This window comes from Vibrio sp. 11-4(1) (assembly GCF_013048625.1).
Lineage (GTDB): Bacteria > Pseudomonadota > Gammaproteobacteria > Enterobacterales > Vibrionaceae > Vibrio > Vibrio diabolicus.
This window is the reverse complement of the sequence record NZ_VHSY01000001.1, coordinates 713,069-735,029: the sequence shown is the minus strand read 5'-3', so window position 1 is coordinate 735,029 and position 21,961 is coordinate 713,069. Positions and strand designations below refer to the sequence as shown.

At 46.2% G+C, this 21,961-nt stretch carries 21 protein-coding genes; 10 read left to right on the top strand and 11 right to left on the bottom strand.

Annotation, left to right across the window (positions count from 1 at the left end; translation table 11 throughout):
* Window positions 1–96 precede the first annotated feature (96 nt).
* Entirely contained in the window at window positions 97–771 is a 675-nt protein-coding gene (gene yjjG, locus FKN16_RS03095; protein ID WP_025573851.1) for a pyrimidine 5'-nucleotidase, read from the top strand.
* A gap of 51 nt (window positions 772–822) precedes the next feature.
* Window positions 823–1,362 (top strand): NUDIX hydrolase, encoded by a 540-nt coding sequence (locus FKN16_RS03090; RefSeq protein ID WP_020834877.1) that lies wholly within the window; start codon window positions 823–825, stop codon window positions 1,360–1,362.
* Between the two features lie 71 nt (window positions 1,363–1,433).
* On the opposite strand, the gene FKN16_RS03085 is transcribed toward FKN16_RS03090, so the two are convergent.
* The 5 genes from FKN16_RS03085 to FKN16_RS03065 form a co-directional block, all read right to left on the bottom strand.
* Window positions 1,434–1,868, bottom strand: a complete 435-nt coding sequence (locus FKN16_RS03085; RefSeq protein WP_005393700.1) for a hypothetical protein — start codon at window positions 1,866–1,868, stop codon at window positions 1,434–1,436.
* 20 nt (window positions 1,869–1,888) lie between these two features.
* Complete coding sequence (locus FKN16_RS03080; protein WP_170901966.1) at window positions 1,889–2,440, bottom strand: YtfJ family protein; 552 nt, start codon at window positions 2,438–2,440, stop codon at window positions 1,889–1,891.
* A 78-nt stretch (window positions 2,441–2,518) separates the two neighbouring features.
* Complete coding sequence (locus FKN16_RS03075) at window positions 2,519–3,238, bottom strand: carbonic anhydrase family protein (protein ID WP_170901965.1); 720 nt, start codon at window positions 3,236–3,238, stop codon at window positions 2,519–2,521.
* A gap of 78 nt (window positions 3,239–3,316) precedes the next feature.
* A complete protein-coding gene (locus FKN16_RS03070) occupies window positions 3,317–4,660 on the bottom strand; it encodes an outer membrane protein transport protein (protein WP_170901964.1) in 1,344 nt (447 codons plus the stop codon).
* A 718-nt stretch (window positions 4,661–5,378) separates the two neighbouring features.
* Window positions 5,379–6,635: a type 2 secretion system lipase gene (locus FKN16_RS03065; protein WP_005395362.1), complete on the bottom strand. Its 1,257-nt coding sequence runs from the start codon at window positions 6,633–6,635 to the stop codon at window positions 5,379–5,381.
* Window positions 6,636–7,101: 466 nt separating this feature from the next.
* Between FKN16_RS03065 and FKN16_RS03060 the strand changes: the two genes are divergently transcribed.
* Both FKN16_RS03060 and FKN16_RS03055 read left to right on the top strand, forming a co-directional pair.
* A complete protein-coding gene (locus FKN16_RS03060; protein ID WP_046873865.1) occupies window positions 7,102–9,135 on the top strand; it encodes a S8 family serine peptidase in 2,034 nt (677 codons plus the stop codon).
* A gap of 9 nt (window positions 9,136–9,144) precedes the next feature.
* Window positions 9,145–9,492, top strand: coding sequence for a hypothetical protein (locus FKN16_RS03055; protein WP_005395359.1), 348 nt, complete (start codon window positions 9,145–9,147; stop codon window positions 9,490–9,492).
* Between the two features lie 122 nt (window positions 9,493–9,614).
* Here the strand turns inward: FKN16_RS03055 and FKN16_RS03050 are convergent, their stop codons facing one another.
* From FKN16_RS03050 to FKN16_RS03040, 3 genes are all read right to left on the bottom strand, one after another.
* Window positions 9,615–10,871, bottom strand: a complete 1,257-nt coding sequence (locus FKN16_RS03050) for a PTS ascorbate transporter subunit IIC (RefSeq protein WP_047007992.1) — start codon at window positions 10,869–10,871, stop codon at window positions 9,615–9,617.
* Between the two features lie 9 nt (window positions 10,872–10,880).
* Complete coding sequence (locus tag FKN16_RS03045) at window positions 10,881–11,168, bottom strand: PTS sugar transporter subunit IIB (protein WP_005463968.1); 288 nt, start codon at window positions 11,166–11,168, stop codon at window positions 10,881–10,883.
* A 67-nt stretch (window positions 11,169–11,235) separates the two neighbouring features.
* On the bottom strand, window positions 11,236–11,679 hold the full coding sequence (locus FKN16_RS03040) for a PTS sugar transporter subunit IIA (protein WP_053808137.1): 444 nt from the start codon (window positions 11,677–11,679) through the stop codon (window positions 11,236–11,238).
* 249 nt (window positions 11,680–11,928) lie between these two features.
* Here FKN16_RS03040 and FKN16_RS03035 point away from each other — a divergent pair, with 249 nt between their 5' ends.
* Window positions 11,929–12,957, top strand: a complete 1,029-nt coding sequence (locus FKN16_RS03035; RefSeq protein WP_170901963.1) for a LacI family DNA-binding transcriptional regulator — start codon at window positions 11,929–11,931, stop codon at window positions 12,955–12,957.
* Between the two features lie 76 nt (window positions 12,958–13,033).
* Here FKN16_RS03035 and phnX read toward each other — a convergent pair whose 3' ends face one another.
* The 3 genes from phnX to phnW all read right to left on the bottom strand — a co-directional run bounded on the left by phnX (window position 13,034) and on the right by phnW (window position 16,449).
* Window positions 13,034–13,849, bottom strand: a complete 816-nt coding sequence (gene phnX, locus FKN16_RS03030; protein ID WP_170901962.1) for a phosphonoacetaldehyde hydrolase — start codon at window positions 13,847–13,849, stop codon at window positions 13,034–13,036.
* Between the two features lie 90 nt (window positions 13,850–13,939).
* Window positions 13,940–15,319, bottom strand: coding sequence for an aspartate aminotransferase family protein (locus tag FKN16_RS03025; RefSeq protein ID WP_170901961.1), 1,380 nt, complete (start codon window positions 15,317–15,319; stop codon window positions 13,940–13,942).
* A 26-nt stretch (window positions 15,320–15,345) separates the two neighbouring features.
* A complete protein-coding gene (gene phnW / locus FKN16_RS03020; protein WP_170901960.1) occupies window positions 15,346–16,449 on the bottom strand; it encodes a 2-aminoethylphosphonate--pyruvate transaminase in 1,104 nt (367 codons plus the stop codon).
* Window positions 16,450–16,716: 267 nt separating this feature from the next.
* On the opposite strand from phnW, the gene FKN16_RS03015 reads away from it, so the two are divergent.
* The 5 genes from FKN16_RS03015 (at window position 16,717) to phnR (ending at window position 21,904) form a co-directional block, all read left to right on the top strand.
* Window positions 16,717–17,727 carry a putative 2-aminoethylphosphonate ABC transporter substrate-binding protein gene (locus FKN16_RS03015; protein WP_025442487.1) on the top strand — a complete coding sequence of 337 codons (1,011 nt, stop codon included), beginning with the start codon at window positions 16,717–16,719 and terminating at the stop codon, window positions 17,725–17,727.
* Between the two features lie 112 nt (window positions 17,728–17,839).
* A complete protein-coding gene (locus FKN16_RS03010) occupies window positions 17,840–18,250 on the top strand; it encodes a GNAT family N-acetyltransferase (protein WP_170901959.1) in 411 nt (136 codons plus the stop codon).
* Window positions 18,251–18,353: 103 nt separating this feature from the next.
* On the top strand, window positions 18,354–19,460 hold the full coding sequence (locus FKN16_RS03005) for a putative 2-aminoethylphosphonate ABC transporter ATP-binding protein (RefSeq protein WP_005395343.1): 1,107 nt from the start codon (window positions 18,354–18,356) through the stop codon (window positions 19,458–19,460).
* A gap of 8 nt (window positions 19,461–19,468) precedes the next feature.
* Window positions 19,469–21,193 carry a putative 2-aminoethylphosphonate ABC transporter permease subunit gene (locus FKN16_RS03000; protein ID WP_170901958.1) on the top strand — a complete coding sequence of 575 codons (1,725 nt, stop codon included), beginning with the start codon at window positions 19,469–19,471 and terminating at the stop codon, window positions 21,191–21,193.
* 9 nt (window positions 21,194–21,202) lie between these two features.
* On the top strand, window positions 21,203–21,904 hold the full coding sequence (gene phnR, locus FKN16_RS02995; protein WP_053808131.1) for a phosphonate utilization transcriptional regulator PhnR: 702 nt from the start codon (window positions 21,203–21,205) through the stop codon (window positions 21,902–21,904).
* Window positions 21,905–21,961: the final 57 nt, after the last annotated feature.

The window sequence follows — 21,961 nt, the reverse complement described above, 5'->3', positions numbered from 1 at the left end:
GGATACAATTAATTTCCAATTATAGAGATTATCTTCAAGAAGAAAACAATCTAGACTATGCATCAGTATTACGACCTTGATTTTGGGAAGAAGAAAATGAAGTACGATTGGATCCTGTTTGACGCTGACGAAACCTTATTCCACTTTGATGCTTTCAAAGGTTTGCAGCTTATGTTTTCTCGCAAAGGCGTAGATTTTACTGAACAAGATTTTGCTCATTACCAAACCGTAAACAAACCGCTTTGGGTGGATTACCAAGACGGCAAAGTAACGGCAGATGAGCTAAAACATAAGCGTTTTACCGAGTGGGCTGAGAAGTTGAATACCACAACAGCAGATCTCAACAGCGCATTTTTAGAAGCGATGGCCGATATTTGCAGCTTGTTGCCAGGTGCAAAAGAGCTGATGGAAGCGCTGCAAGGCAAAGCTAAAATGGGCATCATCACCAACGGTTTTACAGAGTTGCAAGCAATTCGCCTTGAGCGCACAGGGATGACTGAGTTCTTCGATAAAGTGGTGATCTCTGAACAAGTGGGCGTAGCAAAACCGGACTTAGGTATTTTTGAATACGCGATGCAGCAAATGGGCAACCCATGCAAAACGCGCGTACTGATGGTGGGTGACAACCTGCATTCCGATATTCTGGGTGGTAATAATTTTGGTATTGAAACTTGCTGGTTAAATACCACAGGCGCAAGCGTCGATGAGCGTATCGCACCAAATTACACCGTTGAGTCTTTGAGTGAACTAAAGAACATTTTGGTGGCGTAACCGAATCGGGTATTATTCCGCAGTAACCCTCAGAAAAATCAAGGAATAACCATGTCAGACATCAAACAGTTAGACAGCAAAGTCGTTTACCAGAATAAGTGGATGACGGTGCGTGAGGACAAAATTTTACGTCCGAGCGGCGCAGAGGGCATCTATGGTGTGGTCGACAAACCTGATTGTGCTGCGATTCTGGCTATCGATAACGGGATGATTCACTTGGTTCAGCAGTACCGTTACACCGTAGGTCAACGTTGTTGGGAGATCCCACAAGGGGCGTGGGAATCAAACCCAGATGCGGATCATCTTGAGCTTGCCAAAGGCGAGCTGCGTGAAGAAACGGGCATGCAGGCGAGCGCCATGGCGTATGTCGGCGCGCAGTTTATCGCATACGGCTTTTTGAATCAGACATGTCACGTCTACTTCGCCAGTGATTTAACGGACGTGGGCAATCAACTCGACAGTGAAGAAGAGGATTTGATCACTCGCGCTTTTTCTGTTGAGGAGTTCGAACAAATGATGATCGACGGCACGATCAAAGATTGTGTCACTATCGCGGCTTATGGTTTGGCGAAGCTGAAGAAATTCATTTAATGATAATTTTTAATGAAAACAGCGGCCTAGTGCCGCTGTTTTTAGTTTGGGAGAGCTCGTTGAGCCATCGCTTACTCGTCGATTTTCTTACCTAAAATTTCTACTTTTGCTTTCTTGGTCACCCCCGCGACTTGCAGCGCTGTGCTGCCAACCGATTCATAGTTCAACTCGATCTTGTCTAATTTCGCGTTATCTTTCGTTGGTAGGCTTAAGCTTCTTGATGACATGCCTTTAGTCAGAACACCTAAACTGTCGAACGTCTTTTCCTGACCATCTTTCATGATCACTTTAACGCTTTTCAGATCGACCGTACCTTGCGTACATTTGATTTTGATGTGGCTGAAACGAGCGTTAGCAAATGGTGACAGTGGATTGACTGTGTCGGTTTCCGATTTAAAACTGACGGTTTTATCTGCAATCTTGTCCCAATCGTTGTCTCCAGCAACCGATTGGAAAGAGGCTACAGCCGCTAAAAGACAGAGTGCGATGGTGTTGAACAGTTTCATAGCTTCTCCTTACCTTAGGTTTAGATATTCTGTTTAATCAGTTCGATGACGTGTGTGACTTCGTCTTGAGTTAAAGCCCCTTCTTTCACGAATAAAATTTCGCCTTGTTTATTTTGTACGATAATCGCAGAACTTTCTTGCTGTAGATCCCAAGTTGTTGCTAATACGCCATTTTTGTCTAACACCATGGAAGACCAAGAGAATGTCTTTTTGCTGTCCTCTGCCGACGATTTCACAAATGTACCGGTTCCCCAAATGGCGTCTTCTTGGTTGATCACGGTTGTGGTCTGATACTGATCTTCAGGAAAGTGAGCGGCAGTGATTGCTGACATCAGCGGCGCGTTCATCTCTTTAGCTTTACTACGACCTGCAATGGCTTGTATCACACGGACTTTGCCTAACATCTGCTGAGTTGCCCAAGGTTGATAAGCCACATCGTCTCCTTGCAGCGTCATTTCGCCATAGGTATCAATGCTGATGGATGGGCTAGTTTGACCGACAGAAAGGTTATGAGAGAAGGCGAGTGTCGGGGCGAGTGCGAGTAAGAGTGACAGAACAGATGGAGTTTTCATTGGGGGTTCCTGTAACGAAGTGAGGTTAGAGCGAATCAAATAAGGAGCAAATACGATGCCCCTTATCGGATTTGGCGATTAGTTAGAAAGTACAACGCGCGCATTTAACGGTTGCAGCGGACGATTGTTTTGTCCCATGACTTCCATCAGTTTCGCGGCTTGATCTTTGGATAAGGTTTGAGTGTCTTTAAGCACAAACCAGCGCACACCTTCTGAACATGGCGGTGTGGTTAAAGAGCCGTTAAATCGATAGTAGTTTGCAGTTTTTGGCAGTAAGTCATTAATCTCAAAAGTATCTTTAAAGAACGTGGTTTGATTCTCTTGTGGGATTGCGCTGATCAGTTTAGACAGTGCTGCGTTTTGATCACCAGCATCAAACATCACCGAAATTACCGCCAACTCGCCGTCTTCGTTGGCGTGTACAAAGTGCGCTTCAAGTGGATATTGGCGGCCTTTGATTTGGTTTTCTGAAGGTGTGTGGAAATGGAACTGTTGCAGCTCGAACGTTTCGCCATCGATGGTGAAGCTGTTACGTCCGTTCACTTGCGCTTGCAGCGTATGACCATTATTGGTTAAACCAATGACCTGACCAGTGTACGAAAGGTTCAGTGCTTCCAGTTTTGCATCGGCTGGGTTGTCGATGTTGATTGGGCTTTGGTTTTTCGTGGTTGCGCAGTCTTTGGCGATTTCTCCCCAGTGCTCTGGCCCGTGTTTGTCATTGCCATAGCCCCATTCCGAAGCCTGAGCAGCGCTTAGAGTGAGAAGTGAGAGTGAAAAAGCAAGTAGTGTTTTGTTCATAATAATGTCTCTGTTCGGTCGCTTCGATAAGCGTTGTTACAAGGCAATGACCTAGAGGTTTGATCACTGCCTGACAAATTAGAAACGGTGGCTGAGTTGGGCACCAATTAGGAACGCATTTGAATGGGTCACGCCCGTCACCATAGGTGCAGGAACACCTTCATACGCGTACTCTTCTACGTTGACATCTTCACCAATCAAGTACGTCATGCCGATGTCAACCGTGGTATCTGATGACCATTGGTAAGAGGCACCCGCAGATAACCAGTGACGGTTCGAATCTGGGATAGAAAGCGAAGTCAGCTCATCGACAGGTGTTTTGTCGAACATGTAACCCGTGCGAAGTGTCCAACGTTCATTGGCGTACCAAGTCGCACCGATGGAGTAGTGCGCGGAGTCTTGCCACTGAAAATCTTTTAGCAACTGATCATCAGCTTTCAAGCTGTCAAATGCTGACCAACCAATCCACTGCACAGAATAGTGCAGGGCAAATTTAGGTAAGACGCGGTGATAACCGGAAAACTCCGCAATATCCGGTAGTGGCATAGCAAGTGAGTCGTACGATTCGCCAGCAAAGTGGATGTCGCCCTTGGCATCTATGTTAGGGCTGTGCTTGTAGCTTAAACCTAAGCGATGACGTTCGTTAAACTCGTACATTATGCCAATGTTCGCGCCAAGCCCAATGCCGCCAGCTTCCACATCAAGTGCGTTGCCTTTTACGGATCCACAACGTTGTTCTAGTTCGTTTCCAAGGATGTTCCCACCAACGCAAACACCCACGTCCATGTCGCGGTACAGCTCACCAGAGCCGTAAATCACATCAATACCACCACCGATACTAAAACGGTCGTTCACCTTGTATGCCAAGCTTGCACCAAGGTTGACACTCGCTACGCTGGTGACACCGCCAAAAACAGGTGCGCCATAGTTTGGTTTAAACTCCATGTCGGTTCCGAAGTTGGAGTATGCCGATAAGCCTAGATACCAGTCGTCGTTGATAGGGTGAATAAAGTAAAAATTGGGTACAACGGCTGGTTGACCAACGCCATCGACGTCATCAATGTCGGTCACGGTTTGAGAGAAGGACGGGGTAATGTCAACTTGAGGGGATGGAGGGAAGCCGCCCATACCAACATTGACATCTGCATTAATGTTAGCTCGATGATATTGCGCATTTTTAACGGTAACGTCAGGTTTGACGTAAGTGACACCGAACGATAAGGCATTTTGTTTAAACAGCGTCATTGCTGCGGCGTTGCGGCTGACTATAGACGCATTATCACCAATGACGGCATCACCAGCAAAAGCACGACCAAGACCCGTCGCCGAATGTTCGTTAATTTGAAAACCACCGGCATACGCCGTCGATGAGGCTAAACCGATTAATAAATAAATCGGTGAAAGAGTGAATTGTCGCTGCATGTTTTTTCTCATGAATTAATTAGAGATTGTATTGCAACGAAAAGCAGTAAAATAAACAAATCTGACCAGTATATTTAGGAGTAAAACTAACAGTATGTTGACAATAAATAAATTTAACTTAATAAATATTTATTGATGAATTTATTAAGGGTTCATGTCGTGAATGTGGTGATTATTTTACGTGTAAATTAAACTCATAGCCTCTATTTTTATTTTTTCGGTATTACTTCTCTATTTTTATTGTGCTGACTGTTCCCTAACAAACAGAGGCAAATCCAGCGATAAAGTGTTCGTGATGGAAACTCTGAGTCATTTGTATTTCCATTGCATCCCAACGTTGGTAGTTCGAATCAGCAAGAGAACTATCGTTTAAACCCACATGACACACTCCTCTCGGTCTTACCTGTGTTATGTGGGTATTTTTTATTTAACTTGTCACTTAACTCTTCTTTAAATTCAATAATCAAAAATGACCATGATGAAATTTAAATGGATTGCATGTTGAATAAGTTTAGATTTTACTGGTTTGCTGATATTTAAAAGTTTTGTTTATAATACTTATAACTTGAAATTTTGTATTTTAATTATTGTTCATCTATATTTAAATATAAAAGTAGACTCATGTATATGAAAACAAAATGGCCACGATATTTCGTGGCCATTTTTAATCATCAACGTATTTATGATGATTAAGAGTTTAACCTATAAGAAAGTCTTATTAAAAGCGAAACTCTTCTAAGTTATTGCTGCTTTCCAACATTTTTTCAGCAACATAACGATGCGTGGCTGTGGTTGGGTGAGTCACATCCCAGAACACAAACTTATCTGCGCCAGATGCCGCACACTCAGAGCGTAATGAATGGGTGTACATGTAATCCACAGAAGATGAGCGGTTGATGTCCAGACAAGGATCACTTGCATTCACGAACCCGTGTTCTTCTGGTGCCGAGGTTAACGTCTCAAACAGCGCGTGCGTATCAAACAATGAAATGTTGTAACCTTGAGCTTTATAGTACATCGCTTGTGCTTTGATGAACTCGTTCATTTTCAATACTTTCGCGCGAATCGTTTCAATTTCTTCCTGCGTTGAGTATTTGAACTGTGGTGCTTTGGTTGCGTCTGGCAGTGTCATCAACATGAAGTTCTTCGCGCCCGCGTCTGTTAGACGAATCAGAGCTTCAGCGTAATCCGCTTTTACTTCCGGCACGCTACGGTTGTAGTTCATGAAATCATTTAAACCAAACTCCAACGTAAACAATGTGTTTGCTGGGTTGTAGTTTTTCGCCAGTTTTGTGTAGGTCAAGTAAGAAGAAACTTGTTCGCCGACACCTGTTAGCGCAATGTATTGGTTCTCACCTGCTGCGCCGCCAACTGCCCAGTTATAAAGCGGTAAGTTTTTGGCTTTAGCAACGTATTCCGTCCAAACAAAACCGTTCGAGAAGTGACCTAAGAACCAGCTGTTTGGGTTAGGGAAGCGCCATTGGGAAGCGTTAAAGATGTTGCCTGTATCAGACAAGCTGTCGCCCAAAGCCACTACTTTGTTGATTTGATCTGGTTGCATTGCAGCATCATTGCTCCAGATCGTGTGGTTATAAGAATAGCGATTGTCAGCAGCAAAAAACGTAATGTCTGCGTTCTCGTTCGCCAGATCTAGTGTTTCTTCACAGCGCTGGCGAATCACGTTTTGTGAAGTGTTGGTGTAGAACATGTTTTTAAATGAAACAGAGCTCCACCAATAACCGTCGATAGTAAAGTCACTACCATCTTGGTTTTTTGCCCATTTCCAGTCGGTAGCCGCATCATCCTTAGAGTGGCTCGTACGATACCAGCAGCGAACGTAAGTATAGGTTTGATTTTCTTGCGTGCTGACCACTTCAGACGCAGAAACCATTTCTGGTGATAATGTTGGCTCCTCTGCAACGGCAGAGGCAAGCGGAAGTAATGCAGTTAATAGTGTGATTGTTTTTTTCATCATTCACTCTTCTTGTAATGGTTATGGTTCCGAATACGTGAATACGCTCGGCTATAACAGTATTTAGATGAGAATTTTTCTCACTAAACCTTCTAATTCTGAGTAAATACTCAAGACAGTCAACAACTAAATATTCAATATTTCAGTTTTGGCACCACGGTCAAAAAATCCATTCAGCATAGCAATCGATTAAATGTGTATTATTTAGAATAATTACTCACTAACATTAATTTAACATGCACTTTTCGTTAATTAAGTGATTGCTTTATAAGGTTTTGTTTATGCTTTTTGATGTTAACTAAAAATGTTTATTGAATGATCTTTTGTACAAAGTTGTATATTCATGAAACAAATTGTTTGGCATTTTTGGCCTATAAACTATAGCTGAAGCTCTCATGCGAACATCATGGTGATGACTTTTCATGAGAATATAGTGAATAAAAATTAGCTCAAATAAGGAATAGGGCAAATGCACTACACAACAAGTAAAAAACAAGGCTTATTTTCGTTGTCTGCCGTAGCGATAGCACTGACCACTTCTATGTCAGCGTTTGCGGCTCCACCAATGGGATTTGATGAATCTAAGTTACCGACGAAGTACATCGTCAAATTCAAAGAAGATGCCGTCAGCCGATCTTCAATGGGTGGTAACTCATTTTGGGGACCACGAATCGCGCAGGAGTCTGTTTTACAACAGGTGAAGGCACGTAAGGTGGAAAAACTGGGTAATCGCGCCATTTACAGCGTTGAGTTGGATGGTGATGACTTAGAACCACTTCGTAATCGCAGTGATGTGGAATATGTCGAAGTCGATCCGCCTCGCTATTTGCTCAGCGAAACTACCCCGTGGGGTTATGAAGCGGTTAATGCTCAACAGTTAGACGACTTCAATGCTGGTAATCGCACTGTATGTATTATCGATTCAGGGTACGACATCTCGCACAACGACCTAAGCGGTAACCGTGTTGCAGGTACCAACGATAGTGGTACAGGATCATGGAGCGATCCGGGTAACAATAACGCCCACGGTACTCACGTTGCAGGTACTATCGCAGCGATTGCCAACACCGAAGGTGTGAAGGGTGTGATGCCAAACCAGAATGTGAATTTGCACATCGTGAAAGTATTTAACGAATCAGGTTGGGGTTACTCATCTGGACTTGTTAAAGCGATCCAAACGTGTGCAGATAATGGTGCCAACGTTGTGAACATGAGTCTTGGTGGTAGTCAATCAAGCCGAACTGAGCAAAATGCACTGCAAAACATTTACGATCAAGGCGTTCTGCTAATCGCCGCAGCTGGTAATGACGGTAACACCGCACACAGCTACCCAGCTTCTTACGATTCAGTTATGTCTGTTGCTGCTGTCGATAACCAAAATGATCATGCGGCGTTCTCGCAATCTACTGATCAAGTTGAGATCTCTGGCCCAGGTGTGGCGATCTTATCAACGGTTACGGTAGGCGAAGGTAAACTTTCTGATATTACCTTGAATGGCGTAAGCCAATTTGATCGCGGTATTGTCCCTCACAATCGTTTGATCAATAACGGCTCTTCGTATGTGCCAGATCCAATCGCTGGTTCAGTAACAGCAATGCTAGATAGCTGTGATGTATCTGGCGGTAACTTTAACTGTGGTGATATGTCGGGCAAAATTTGTTTGACTGAACGTATTGGCAACCAGTCTTCAGGTAACTACCCAGAAGTGGATGCGGTTCAAGCTTGTTACAATGCAGGTGCACGAGCGGCAATCGTATACAGCAACTCTGAACTACCTGGTTTACAAAACCCATTCTTGGTTGACACAAACAACGCTTATCGCATGGTTTCGGTGACGGTTGACCGTGCATTTGGTCAAGAGCTGTTGGGGTATGTTGGTCAAGAAATTACGGTTTCAACCACCTCTGGTGAAGATTACGAGTACTACAATGGTACATCGATGGCAACACCTCATGTAACTGGCGTAGCAGGCTTGGTGTGGAGTTACCACCCAACGTGTACAGCAGCGCAAGTACGTAATGCCCTAGTTCAAACGGCAACAGACATTGATGTCGCTGGACGAGACAACCGCACAGGTCACGGCCTAGTGAATGCGGAAGCGGCGAAACTGTTCTTGGATGCGGGCTGTAACGGTCCTGACGGTGGCGGTAGCTCTTCGGACTCTAGCTTCTCAAACACCAGCCCTGTTGCGATTCCTGACAACAAATCTTCTGGCGCAATCAGCGCAGTAGATGTCGATCGCTCTGGTGATTCAGGTACAGTAAGTATTGACGTTGATATTAGCCACACTTACATCGGTGACCTACGAGTGACGCTAACTTCACCGACTGGTGGAGAAGTCGTGCTTCACGATAATACTGGCGGCAGCGCTAACGATATCAAAGCCACTTTCCAAGCGGATTTCTCTGGTTTTGAATCACAAGGTTCTTGGGAACTAAAAGCGGTAGACAGTGCCAGAAGAGACACAGGCACAATCAACAGTTGGACTCTGACTTTTCAATAAGGAGTGGCTATGAAGAAGTTGACCTTACTTTCTTTGTCTGCGGTGAGTGCTACCGCACTATTGGCAATCGGACTAAGCTCGGCCAGCTTGGCGAACAATCAAGGATTTCCGCTCGTGGATGAACGTTCTGAACAAGCTGAGCAACAACCTACGCGTTACTTTGTTAAGTATCACAAAGGGAAAGAGAGCGAAGTGAGAGCGCTTCTTCGTCAACATAACCTTAAAGTGGTTGATGCGTTGGTGAAGCAACAGGTACTGGTGGTGAGCGGCGAACAAGCTGACGTCGATAAGCTATCTGGTAATGAATCCGTTGAATACACCGAGCAAGAACCAACGAGAAAGTTGTTGTCTCAATAAGATAGCCTCAATATGAAAAACGCCCCTCACGTGAGGGGCGTTTTGTTTGAGTGCTTTTCCTGCTAGAGCCTTTGAGAGATGAATGCCGACGAGCCTAATTCTGCATTCATAAGAATAAAAGCTTAGCGCACAATCAGGCCAAGTAGGATACCTACAATGCCGAAGTCAGCATCACTGAATGTTGTGTTTGCAAAGCCAAGATCACCCAGTACCGGCATTAGGAAGACAGGTAGGAAAGTAATCAGTAGACCTTGTGCAAACGCACCTAGAATTGCGCCGCGACGACCACCTGTTGCGTTACCAAATACACCCGCAGCCGCACCCACAAAGAAGTGTGGAACTACACCAGGGATAATCACAGTAAGCCCCATCACGTACAGCAGGAACATGCCCACTAGACCGGCTGCAAAGCTCGATAGGAAGCCCACCAATACCGCATTTGGTGCGTATGGGAACACAACCGGACAATCCAGTGCAGGTTTTGCGTTTGGAACCAGTTTGTCTGAGATGCCTTTAAATGCAGGAACGATTTCTGCGATAACCATACGTACACCTTGCAGGATAACGTACACACCACCTGCAAATGTGATGGATTGCATTAGCGCAAACATAGACCAATGTTTACCGCCACTGACTTCACGGACAAAATCACCGCCAGCGAACAAACACGTCACCACAAAGATGATGCCCATGGTGAACGAGATCGCCACTGGTGTATCACGTAGGAACAACAAGCTTTTAGGGACATTCATCTCTTCAGTAGAGTGTTCTTTGTTACCGAACTTGCTGCCAATAAAGCCAGCTAGCACGTAAGAAAGGGTAGAGAAGTGACCAATCGCAACGTCATCAGAACCTGTAACTTGCTTCATGTACTTGTGAGCGATCGCAGGGAAGAACACCATTACAGAACCCACAACCACAGAGCCAAGCGCGATCAGTGGAACACCTTTCATGCCGCTAGATGCCAGAATCGCTGCTACCATCATCGACATAAATAGTGTGTGGTGACCGGTTAGGAAGATGAATTTCCATGGCGTGAAGCGAGCGATCAAGATGTTCACTAACATACCGAAGAACATGATCATCGCCATCTCTTTACCAAACGCTTCTTGAGCGATAGAGACGATAGCTTCGTTGTTTGGTACCACGCCTGTAATGCCAAATGCGTGTTGGAAAATGGTCGCAAAGTCGCCTAGCGAGCTCACAACTAAGCCTGCACCTGCGCCAAGCACGATGAAACCAAGAATGGTTTTTACCGTGCCTTTAATGCACTCGGTGACCGGTTTTTTCTGAGCAATTAAGCCGATTAGAGCGATGAGACCGACCAGAACCGCTGGCTCTGATAGGACATCGTTCATTAAGAAACTGAAGAATTCCATAACACCACCTTATAGAGCGCCAAGCTCTTGAAGTGCCACAGATAAACGCTCTTTCATTGCGACTTTGTCGACCATGTTATCAAGCGCTACGATACGTTGTTCAACGCCAAGTGCTTCCAACTGTTCTGCAATGTCTTTTGTGCCGATGAAAATGTCGCAACTTGTGCCTTTTGCTGAGCCAAGATCGATGTGATCCACTGCGGCATCGACGTTCAATTCTTTTACGATGCTTTTGATGCTCATTTCCATCATTAAGCTAGTACCAAGACCGTGACCGCAAACAACCATAATTTTCATAATTCAGACCTTTTCTTTTTTATAGGGGGTATACCCATTTGTGAATGGGGTATGTCAGGAGTAAAACTTAGTATTTGTCGATGATCGCAAGAACATCTTCTTTGCTTTGAGCGTTGCAGATGTCCTCTACATGCTCTTCATTCATAAACAATTCTGCCAGTTTCGAAATCGCATCAACGTGGCTATTACTGTCCGTTGCCGCTAGCGTGACCAGCATTTTTACTGGGTCATTTTCTTCAGAGTTAAAGTTGACGCCGTTTTGGATCACCGTGATCGCCAGTGACAAACGGTTAACGCCATCTTCAGGGCGAGCGTGTGGCATCGCCATGCCCGGACCTACCACGTAGTAAGGGCCAAGCTCTTCGTGCGAGCGGTAAATTGCTTCAACGTAACTTGGTTCTATCGCGCCATTTTCAATCAAAGCTTCACAAGATTTGCTGATCGCATCTTTCCAGTCGGTTGCGTCAGAATGGATGCGAATGACATCAGAGGTAATCAGTTCACGTAGCATTGGAATGTTTCCGATTTGTTGTTTTGTTGCTGCGTACTTTATCGATCAATTTGCCAGAAAAACCTGAGAGTGATCACAAATGGTAGCGCTATCTGATAGCGCTACCATTAATTGTGATAGCGCTATCATTTTTATCAGGCATCGAAGTTTCATGTGCTGGTGTTCGAGTTCTAATGCGCTAATATCAAAACCATTAAAGCGCTGTGATAAGATGTCGCAGCTGAAATTAGAGAACATTAAATAAGAACAATGAGCGAACCTCGCAAACGAAGAAGTACCGGCAATGTCACTTTGGCTGATGTCGCCAAGCAAGCAGGCGTAGGCACTATGACGGTGTCGCGAGCATTACGAACGCCCGAGCTAGTATCTGACAAGCTGAGAGAAAAAATTCAACAAGTGGTTGATGAGCTCGGCTATATCCCGAACAAAGCCGCAGGGGCACTCGCATCTGCAGAAAGTTATTCCATCGCTCTTATCATTCCGTCACTGTTTGAAAAAGCATGCGCGCATTTCTTACCAAGCTTCCAACAGGCGTTAAACAAAGCTGGTTATCAATTATTACTGGGTTACAGCGACTACTCGATTGAGCAAGAAGAAAAGTTGCTTTCGACCTTTTTAGAGAGCCGTCCTGCGAGCGTCGTACTGTTTGGAAGTGAGCATAGTCAGCGAACGCATCAACTGTTAGAGGCGTCAAATACGCCAGTGTTAGAGATTGCCGAACTGAGCTCAAAGGCCAGTTATCTCAACATTGGCGTGGATCACTTCGAAGTGGGTAAGGCCTGCACCAGACACCTGATTGAACAAGGTTTTAAGAACGTTGGTTTTATTGGGGCGCGCGGGAATCACTCAACGTTGCAACGCCAGTTACACGGTTGGCAAAGTGCGATGATTGAAAACTATCTCACCCCAGATCATTTTCTGACGACTCATGAAGCGCCATCTTCACAATTGGGTGCGGAAGGATTGGCGAAGTTATTGCTGCGCGATTCAAGCTTGAATGCTTTGGTGTGTAGCCATGAGGAGATAGCAATTGGTGCGCTCTTTGAGTGCCATCGCCGCGTGCTCAAAGTCCCGACCGACATTGCCATTATTTGCCTTGAAGGCTCTTCTATGGGGGAGCACGCTTACCCAAGTTTGACATCGGCAGAATTTGATTACGAGCGCATGGGCACCAAGGCGGCAGAAAAACTGTTGCATGCCATCAAAGGTGAGCCAGAAGAAAGGCCAACCAGTATGGGCTTTAAGCTAAAGCGTCGAGCAAGTACCGCGATTAACTGACACTTCCGCTTTCCATAAATACAAAAAGCCTCTCAATATGGAGAGGCTTTTTACATTCTGAATTCGCGAGCGAAAACTACGGACGTTCGCCCGCTGCTAGGCGACGTTCGATATCTGCAACCACTTCTGGGAAGTCAACAATGGTGTCGATGAGGTAATGCGGCGAGCTCTTGATCAATTTTGCACGCGCTTTTTCACGAGCGGCATTAAGTGTTGCTTCGTCCGCAGCTTGGTATTCTTCAAACGTTAGACCTGCTTCGTTACCAGAAAGCAGAAGACCCACCGTCCACATACCGGCGTTGTGACCTTCATCGATGCCCGGTGCAGCGTCATCCACTTTGATACACGCGTTAACGTCCGTTACATTCAGCTCGATCACGTTTTTCAGTGCCATAAATGGTGCAGGGCGACCACCTTGCGGTAGGTCATCCGTTGCTACCACATAATCTGGTTTGTAACCGCAATCCGCTGCAACTGGAATCAGTACGTCCATCACTTCGCGAGGGTAACCAGAACAAGAACCGATCTTGATGCCTTTGTCTTTCAGACCGTTTACCACTTCAACTGCGTTGAGGATTGGCTCTGCGTGGTCAGCCACTTTTGCTTTTTGCAGCGGCATGAATGCTGCGTAGATAGCGTCGATGTCTTCGTTGGTCATTGAGCGACCAAACTTCTCATTCCAACGCTTATCAACGGCAGGGATGCGACCCACAGCTTGGATGTGATCCCACTTACCAAGCCCCATTGGTTCGCGCGCTTCTTCAAGGTCGATTTCGAAATCAAAGCCTTGTCTGAACGCTTCCACAAAGATGCTGGTTGGCGCAAAAGAGCCAAAATCGACGATAGTGCCAGCCCAGTCAAAGATCACTGCTTGAATTGGTGAGTTGCTCATGTTCAATCCTTTTTCTTGCTTGCCAGAGCGCTTGCCTACACGTCGGAACTGCGCTCAGGATAAATTGGTTTTTGTTGAGGTCTATTGACCCTAAATGTAGTTAAAGTCTTTGCATACTTTGGCGATGGCTTCTTCGAAGATCGCCAACGCTTCTGTTAGTTGTTCGCGAGTGATGATCAGCGGTGGGCTGAGTTGAATCACGTTACCTTGCGATACCTTGAAACTCACTCCGTTGTTGAGGCATTGGTACAGCACAGCTTCCGCTTCGTCATACGCGCGTGCTTTGCTTTCGTGGTCAGTGACCAGTTCAATGCCCCATAACATGCCGATGCCACGAACATCGCCAATCACAGGGTACTTGGCTTTCATCTCTAGCAGCTTTTCACGCATGAACTGGCTGTCGGCTTTGGCTTTATCTAGCAAGCCGTCATGCTCAATGGCTTCCATGGTTGCCAGTGCTGCAGCACAACCGATAGGACTTTTCTCATGAGTGTAGTGACCCATGGAGATTTGCTCGGCGGTGTTGTATTTGTCTTTGGTTACCATGGCTGCGATAGGCACTAAGCCTCCGCCCAAACCTTTACCGATGCAGAGCATATCTGGCTCGATGTCGTAGGCTTGGTAGGTAAACCATTCACCGCTGCGACCCATACCGTTAGGGATGTCGTCGATGATCAGCATGACATTGTGTTTGTCACAGATTTCTCGAATGCGTTTCCAGTAGGCTTTACTCGGCACTTGAACATCCGTATTGCGAACCGCTTCTGCGATAAACGCGCCCACGCCGCCTTCTTTCTCAATCACGTATTCAAGGTAATCGGCGTAATGCACATCGCTGTCGTCCGCGACCGGTAAAGCGCCACGATAAGACACCGCTGGTGGAATGCGCTCAACACCTGCCATTAATGGTCCCATGCCTTGGCGGAAACACGCTTCACCACCCACTGAGATAGCATCTAACGATGCGCCGTGGAAGGAATCCCACAGAGACACCACCTTGTAGTTGCCTGTGATGTGGCGCGCTAGTTTAAGTGCCATACCAACCGCAGATGTGCCTCCCGGAGCAAACAGCACGCGGTTCAATTCGCCGCCACAGATTTGGGTGAGCTTTTCGGCACATTCAATCGCGGTTTCATTGGTAAAACGACGTGGTGAAAACGGCAGTTTGGCAATTTGCTCTTGCACACGTTTAATCACATGCGGATGACCGTAGCCCAACTGATGGACGTTATTGCCATGGAAGTCCATGTACTTTTTGCCGGTAGCATCTTGGATGTAGATGCCTTCTGCTGCTTCCAATGTATCTAAGCAAGGCGTTGACATGGCTTGATGAAGAAAGACCTCCGAATCACGCTTCAATAATGTTTGCGTGCGTTCGTCATCCATCGATGCATTCCAAGCTTGGCGCGCAGGTGTCGTGTTGACATCGCCTTCGCTGCGGAAATGGGTCGGTTTGATATTCTGAGTCATAACGCTCTCTCAATCAGAAGGTTGCTTTACGCAACTTGCCAATACATTGCTTTTTCAATCGCACCGATTAAGCGCTCGATATCTGCTGGGTAAACTTCGCCAATGTTGCCGATGCGGAAGCAATCTGCGTTCGATACCTTACCCGGATAGATCACGAAGCCCTGCTCTTTCAAACGTGTGTAGAACGCTTTGAACTGGTAATCACTGTGCGTCGGAGAGTAGAAAGAAGTGATGATTGGCGAATGAAGGTCATCACTCAGTAGTGGTTCGAAACCCAGAGAACGCATTCCTGCAACCAGTGTTTTCTGGTTAGTTTGGTAACGGTGATGACGCGCTTCAATGCCGCCCTCTTGTTCCAGTTCTAACAAGGCTTGGTAGAAAGCGCGAACCGTGTGCGTTGGAGACGTGAAACGCCATTTGCCGTGGTTCACTTCCATGCACTGCCATTGGTCGTACAGATCAAGGCTCAAAGAACGTGCCTGACCTTGGCACTTTTCTAGCTCAGTTTGTTTTGCAATCACAAAGCCAAAACCCGGTACGCCTTGAATACATTTGTTTGCAGAGCTGATCATAAAATCGATGCCTAGCTCAGCAATATCGATAGGAATGCCGCCAAAGCTCGACATGGCATCGAGAATCACTACTTTACCGTGTGCTTTTGCCGCAGAAGCAAATGCCTCAATTGGGTTGAGCATGCCAGTGGTTGTCTCGCAGTGAACAATCGCCACGTGTGTGATCGCAGGATCCGATGCCAATGCAGTTTCCACCTCGTTCAAGTGTGGCTGTGATGTTTCGCCTGGGGAAACTACATGGCATGGAATATTTAGGTATTCAGCGATCTGAGCGATACGCGCACCGTACGCACCGTTGTCGACAACCAACAATTTTCCATCTTTACCAATGGCGCTGCCAATCGTTGCTTCTACTGATGCGGTGCCGCTACCTTGCATTAGTACGCTGGTGTAACCGTCTTGCTCCGTCGCCAGTTTTACAAGCTTAGTGCGGATCACTTCTACAATGTCTTTGTTGTATTCATCATCCCAAGTGCACCAGTCTTTTAGCATGGCTTCACGTACTGTTTCAGAAGTAGATAGAGGACCTGGAGTCAGTAGTAGGTATTCGTTTTTCATCTCGATTTCCATCAGAATAATTCAATTGGTCTACACCAGAAATTGAGTTCACTCTAGCAAGGATGAAAAAGGGTCGTAAATAGCCATTCAGTGAATTTCATAAAACTTTCATATCCAAAATTTCACCGATCAGTTTGTCGCCTATTTATCGATAATTTTCTCAAAACTGCCATTTTATGGTCATGATTTCGTCACAAAGGCTCAGTAGGGTGTATGTCGTCAACTGGTACAGACCAAATGAAAACTTAGCCAAATTAACTGGAGAAAATGATGAAAAACCGTTTGATGAAAGGATCGCTGGCTGCACTTGTCTCTCTGCTAGCTACGAATGCAATGGCAGCACAGGAAGTCACGGTTTACACCGCTTTCGAAACTGACATTCTTGCTAAATACAAGTCTGCGTTTGAGAAAGACAACCCAGATATCAAGATTAAGTGGGTTCGTGATTCAACAGGTATCATGACGGCGAAATTGCTGGCAGAAAAGAACAACCCTCAAGCAGAAGTGGTTTGGGGGCTTGCTGGCTCGTCAATGGCACTGCTGAAAGATGAAGGTCTTCTTAAGCCTTACACACCAAAAGGTTTGGAAGAGCTGCACGCGAACCTAAACGACCCTCAATCAAACCAAGCTTGGTTCGGGAATGATGCGTTCTTTAACGCAGTTTGTTTCAACGAAGCGGTAGCGAAACAACTTAACCTACCGAAACCAACGTCTTGGGAAGACCTAACGAAGCCGGTTTACAAAGGTCACATTGCAATGCCTAACCCAGCTTCTTCAGGTACTGGTTACATGCAGGTGTCTGCTTGGTTACAAAACATGGGTGAAGATCAGGCATGGAACTACATGCGTGACCTAGACAAGAATATTGCACACTACACGCACTCTGGCTCAAAGCCATGCGTTCAAGCAGGCATGGGCGAAGTGGCGATCGGTATTTCGATGGCAAGTCGCGGCGCGAAGCTGAAAACACAAGGTGCACCACTTGCGGTTATCACACCTAAAGGTATCGGCTGGGAATCAGAAGCCGTTGGCCTAGTAAAAGAGTCTGACGCAGCGAAGCGCGTTGTCGACTGGTCAATCTCTAAAGCTGCAAACGAGCTTTACGTAGAAATGTACCCAGTGGTTGCACATAAAGACGTGAAAGCGACCGTATCTAACTTCCCGAACGTTCAAGAGAACATGGCGAAGATGGATTTTGCGCAAATGGGTAGCAAACGTGCAGAAATCTTAGCGACATGGTCTGAGAAATTTGACGCGAAATCAGAGCCAAAATCATAAGGGTTACGACAAATCCAATTGTCAAAGGAGAGCGGTTGCTCTCCTTTTTTGCATCTTGCGAAAAGTAGAGGCACATTAGTGGCCGGATACTCAGGTAGAAAGGAGGAAGTGCATGGAAATCCAACGTATTAATGCGGAGCAGACACTGCCGCTTCGACAGCAGGTTTTATGGCCAAGCAAAAGCATTGAGTTTTGCAAGGTTGATGAAGATGAAACTGGCTATCATTACGGGAGTTATGTGAACGGAGAGCTGGTGGGTGTGGCGTCAGTCTTCTTCAGCAATGGCGCAGCAAGACTAAGGAAGTTTGCGGTATCTTCAAGTCAACAAGGGAAAGGGATCGGCTCTCGAATGTTGGAGACGATGATTGATGATGCTAAGGCGTTTAACGCAGAGGTATTCTGGTGCGATGCGCGTGAGTCGGCATTGAAAATTTATCAGAAGTTTGGATTACAGAAGGAGGGCGAGCGCTTTTATAAATCAGACATTCCGTATTTCAAGATGAGTTTAGATTTAAGCGTTTAATATCGAGGGCGTTCATCTATTTGTCATCTTCTGGCTATAAATTTGTCATTGGAACGTAACACTCTAAAACTAAAGTTGGTATATACCATTTGGAGCGTGTGTTATGTCAACTAACCAACATTACCTAAATATCGAAAATGTAGTGAAGCAATTCGGACAGTTCACTGCATTAAAGAAAATCTCGCTAGCGATTGAAAAGGGCGAGTTCGTTTGTTTTCTTGGTCCTTCTGGCTGCGGTAAAACCACTCTGCTACGTGCTATTGCAGGTTTAGACCTACCAACATCTGGTGCGATTTTTCAAAACGGTCAAGAGACCACATTCCTACCACCAGAGAAGCGCGATTTCGGCATCGTATTCCAATCTTACGCGCTGTTTCCGAACCTAACTGTGCAAGAGAATATTGCGGTGGGCTTGAAGAACCAAGGTATGTCGACCAAAGAAGCGTTAGAGAAGGTGGATTACTGGCTAGAAACCATTGGTCTTCCAACCTCTGGCGAGAAATTCCCTAACCAACTTTCTGGTGGTCAGCAGCAGCGTGTTGCTTTGGCTCGTGCATTGGCTTTGTCTCCGGGTCTACTGTTATTGGATGAGCCATTATCGGCGCTGGATGCAAAAGTGCGTGTTCACTTACGTGACGAGATTTGTAAGCTGCAACGCAAGCTGGGCATCACCACCATCATGGTTACGCACGATCAGGATGAAGCGTTGTCGATGGCGGATCGTATCGTGGTAATGAACCATGGCGTGATTGAGCAAGTCGGCACACCTCAAGAAATCTACCAACAACCAGCCACGCGCTTTGTTGCTGAGTTTGTCGGCAGCATGAACTTTATTGAAACCTCCGTTGCAACGGACTCCCAAGTGCGCATTGCTGAAACCTTGATGCCAGCGCCAAGCTTGACCAATCGTAAGATCCAACGTGGTGACCGCTTCGACCTTGCGGTGCGTCCTGAAAGCATCAAGTTCGTTGAAAACTACAACAACTCTTTACCAGTGCGAGTTACGGCAACCGAGTTTCTAGGGGCGTTTTTCCGCATTGATTGCGTATTGCAAAACGACAGCTCAACGAAAACCATCGTCGTGGATGTGCCTGTGGAAACGGTTCAAAAACTCAATATCAAGGCGGGCGATGTACGTTACATCCAGTTTGCTGAAGAAGGGCTGCATGGTTACGCCGTGCCCTCGGTTGATAAAGCGCTAGCGGCGTAGGTGTAAACATGGATGCGAAGACAATGACGATGAATAGCCTAACCACACAAGACAAAGCAAAATCCTTACTCGGGCGCGTTAGCCGCGACAACCTTGTGTTGTTTGGTTTGCTCGCTGGCTTGTCGACCATGATGGTGCTATTCATCTTAATGCCGCTTTGGGCAATGTTGACCAAGAGTGTGCAAAATGCCAATGGCGAATTTGTCGGTCTGGCAAACTTTGCGACGTACTTTTCCTCTTCAAGCTTGTGGGTCTCGGTGGGCAACACCTTCACTTTGGGCGTGATAGTGACCTTGGTAGTGGGTGTGCTTGCGTTTGGTTATGCCTACGCGCTGACTCGTTCATGCATGCCGTTTAAAGGTTTGTTCCAAATCCTAGGTACCGCGCCAATCCTTGCGCCTTCGTTGTTGCCGGCGATCAGTTTGATCTTCCTTTTCGGTAATCAAGGCATTGCTAAAGAGATGCTGTTAGGAAACTCGATTTATGGCGTGATTGGTATCTCGATGGGTTTGATCTTCTGGACCTTTCCTCATGCATTGATGCTCTTAACCACTTCGCTGCGCACTTCAGATGCCCGCTTGTATGAAGCAGCCCGCGCACTTAAAACCTCACCAATCAAAACCTTCTTTATGGTGACGCTACCTGCGGCGAAATACGGTTTGATCAGTACGCTTATCGTCGTCTTTACGCTGGTTATCACTGACTTTGGTGTGCCGAAAGTGATTGGTGGAAGCTACAATGTTCTGGCGACTGACATCTTCAAGCAAGTGGTGGGACAACAAAACTTTGCCATGGGTGCGGTGACCAGCATTATGCTTCTATTCCCTGCGGTAATGGCATTTGGTGCAGACCGCTGGGTACAGAAAAAGCAAAAGAGCTTATTTGACACTCGCTCGGTGCCTTATCAGCCAGAACCTAACAAAGCGCGCGACAGCATTTGTTTGGTTTACTGCAGCATCATTTCTATCGCAGTGTTGGTAGTGCTAGGCATGGCGGTGTATGGCTCGCTAGTTACATTCTGGCCATGGAACAAAGCGCTGACGCTAAACAATTACAACTTTGCTGAAATGAGCACTTATGGTTGGAGCCCATTCTTCAACTCGTTAACGTTGGCAGGTTGGACGGCAGTTATTGGTACAGCCATCATCTTTGTCGGTGCTTACTGCATTGAGAAAGGGCGTGCGTTCGGTCCAATTCGTCAAGTGATGCAAATGCTCAGCGTGGTGCCGATGGCGGTTCCAGGTATGGTGCTTGGCTTGGGTTACATCTTTTACTTCAACGATGCGAACAATCCTCTGAACGTGCTTTATGGCACCATGGCATTCTTAGTGATTAACACGGTAGTGCATTACTACACCGTGGGCCATATGACAGCACTGACAGCGCTAAAGCAGTTGCCATCGGAGATTGAAGCCACGGCGGCATCGGTGAAGCTTCCTCAATACAAGTTGTTCTTTAAAGTGACATTACCTGTGTGTTTATCTGCGACTTTGGACATTGCGGCTTACTTGTTTGTTAATGCATTGACCACCACTTCTGCGGTAGTATTCCTTTACTCAACCGATACGATTCCAGCTTCGGTCTCAATTCTGAATATGGACGATGCCGGTCAAACTGGCGCTGCTGCGGCAATGGCGGTGATGATCATGATTGCTGCCGCAATTGCGAAGATTGTTCAGATGACTTTGGGTAAATTGTTAGAGAATCGCACACAAGCTTGGCGCAAAAGATAAGGACACTTCGTGCAATACGTAAAAATTAAAGATTCGATTGTTGAACAGATTGAAGCGGGCATGCTATCGCCGCGTCAAAAACTGCCAGCAGAGCGTAAGTTGGCGGAATCGTTCGATACTACACGCGTCACTTTGCGTGAAGCTTTATCACTGCTCGAAGCGGAAGGTCGAATCTATCGCGAAGACCGCCGAGGTTGGTTTATCTCACCTGAGCCATTGCGTTACGACCCAACCCAAACGTTGAACTTCCCAAACATGGCAAAAGCGCAAAATCGCGTGCCAAAAACAGAAGTGATAGCCGCAAAAGGCACTTTGGCTAATAAATTGGCCGCTCGTTTGTTGGACCTTCAGCCGTTTTCAGACGTATTTCGTGTCGACCGCGTTCGTTACCTAGAAGAGCGTCCGGTGGTTTATGTCACGAACTATATTCGACCAGACATATTTCCCAACTTATTGTCTTATGATTTATCAAACTCGTTAACCGACATTTATCGTGAACACTACGGTGTGACGTATCAAAAAATTCGTTACCGAATTTCGACTAGTACTTTGTTGGGTGAGGTGGCACAGGCATTGCGCGCGACGTCTGGTACGCCTGCAATGGTGGTTGAACGTATCAACTACAACCAACATGGTGAGTTGATTGACTGTGACATCGAATACTGGCGTCATGATGCCATCAGCATCGAGTCTGTCGCGGAGCTGAATTAATCTCTGTTTGCTGGGCATCTGTCTAGTTGGCGGCGAGCAATTTATATCTCAAATTAA

Coding starts and splice junctions, on each gene's coding strand:
- yjjG (WP_025573851.1), top strand. CDS start 97: ATGAAGTACGATTGGATCCTGTTTGACGCTGACGAAACCTTATTCCAC.
- FKN16_RS03025 (WP_170901961.1), bottom strand. CDS start 15,319: ATGACTCAGAATATCAAACCGACCCATTTCCGCAGCGAAGGCGATGTC.
- FKN16_RS03070 (WP_170901964.1), bottom strand. CDS start 4,660: ATGCAGCGACAATTCACTCTTTCACCGATTTATTTATTAATCGGTTTA.
- FKN16_RS03040 (WP_053808137.1), bottom strand. CDS start 11,679: ATGCTACGTGAACTGATTACCTCTGATGTCATTCGCATCCATTCTGAC.
- FKN16_RS03075 (WP_170901965.1), bottom strand. CDS start 3,238: ATGAACAAAACACTACTTGCTTTTTCACTCTCACTTCTCACTCTAAGC.
- FKN16_RS03085 (WP_005393700.1), bottom strand. CDS start 1,868: ATGAAACTGTTCAACACCATCGCACTCTGTCTTTTAGCGGCTGTAGCC.
- phnW (WP_170901960.1), bottom strand. CDS start 16,449: ATGAAAAACGAATACCTACTACTGACTCCAGGTCCTCTATCTACTTCT.
- FKN16_RS03080 (WP_170901966.1), bottom strand. CDS start 2,440: ATGAAAACTCCATCTGTTCTGTCACTCTTACTCGCACTCGCCCCGACA.
- FKN16_RS03010 (WP_170901959.1), top strand. CDS start 17,840: ATGGAAATCCAACGTATTAATGCGGAGCAGACACTGCCGCTTCGACAG.
- FKN16_RS03050 (WP_047007992.1), bottom strand. CDS start 10,871: ATGGAATTCTTCAGTTTCTTAATGAACGATGTCCTATCAGAGCCAGCG.
- FKN16_RS03060 (WP_046873865.1), top strand. CDS start 7,102: ATGCACTACACAACAAGTAAAAAACAAGGCTTATTTTCGTTGTCTGCC.
- FKN16_RS03015 (WP_025442487.1), top strand. CDS start 16,717: ATGATGAAAAACCGTTTGATGAAAGGATCGCTGGCTGCACTTGTCTCT.
- FKN16_RS03005 (WP_005395343.1), top strand. CDS start 18,354: ATGTCAACTAACCAACATTACCTAAATATCGAAAATGTAGTGAAGCAA.
- FKN16_RS03055 (WP_005395359.1), top strand. CDS start 9,145: ATGAAGAAGTTGACCTTACTTTCTTTGTCTGCGGTGAGTGCTACCGCA.
- phnX (WP_170901962.1), bottom strand. CDS start 13,849: ATGAGCAACTCACCAATTCAAGCAGTGATCTTTGACTGGGCTGGCACT.
- FKN16_RS03090 (WP_020834877.1), top strand. CDS start 823: ATGTCAGACATCAAACAGTTAGACAGCAAAGTCGTTTACCAGAATAAG.
- FKN16_RS03035 (WP_170901963.1), top strand. CDS start 11,929: ATGAGCGAACCTCGCAAACGAAGAAGTACCGGCAATGTCACTTTGGCT.
- FKN16_RS03000 (WP_170901958.1), top strand. CDS start 19,469: ATGGATGCGAAGACAATGACGATGAATAGCCTAACCACACAAGACAAA.
- FKN16_RS03065 (WP_005395362.1), bottom strand. CDS start 6,635: ATGATGAAAAAAACAATCACACTATTAACTGCATTACTTCCGCTTGCC.
- FKN16_RS03045 (WP_005463968.1), bottom strand. CDS start 11,168: ATGAAAATTATGGTTGTTTGCGGTCACGGTCTTGGTACTAGCTTAATG.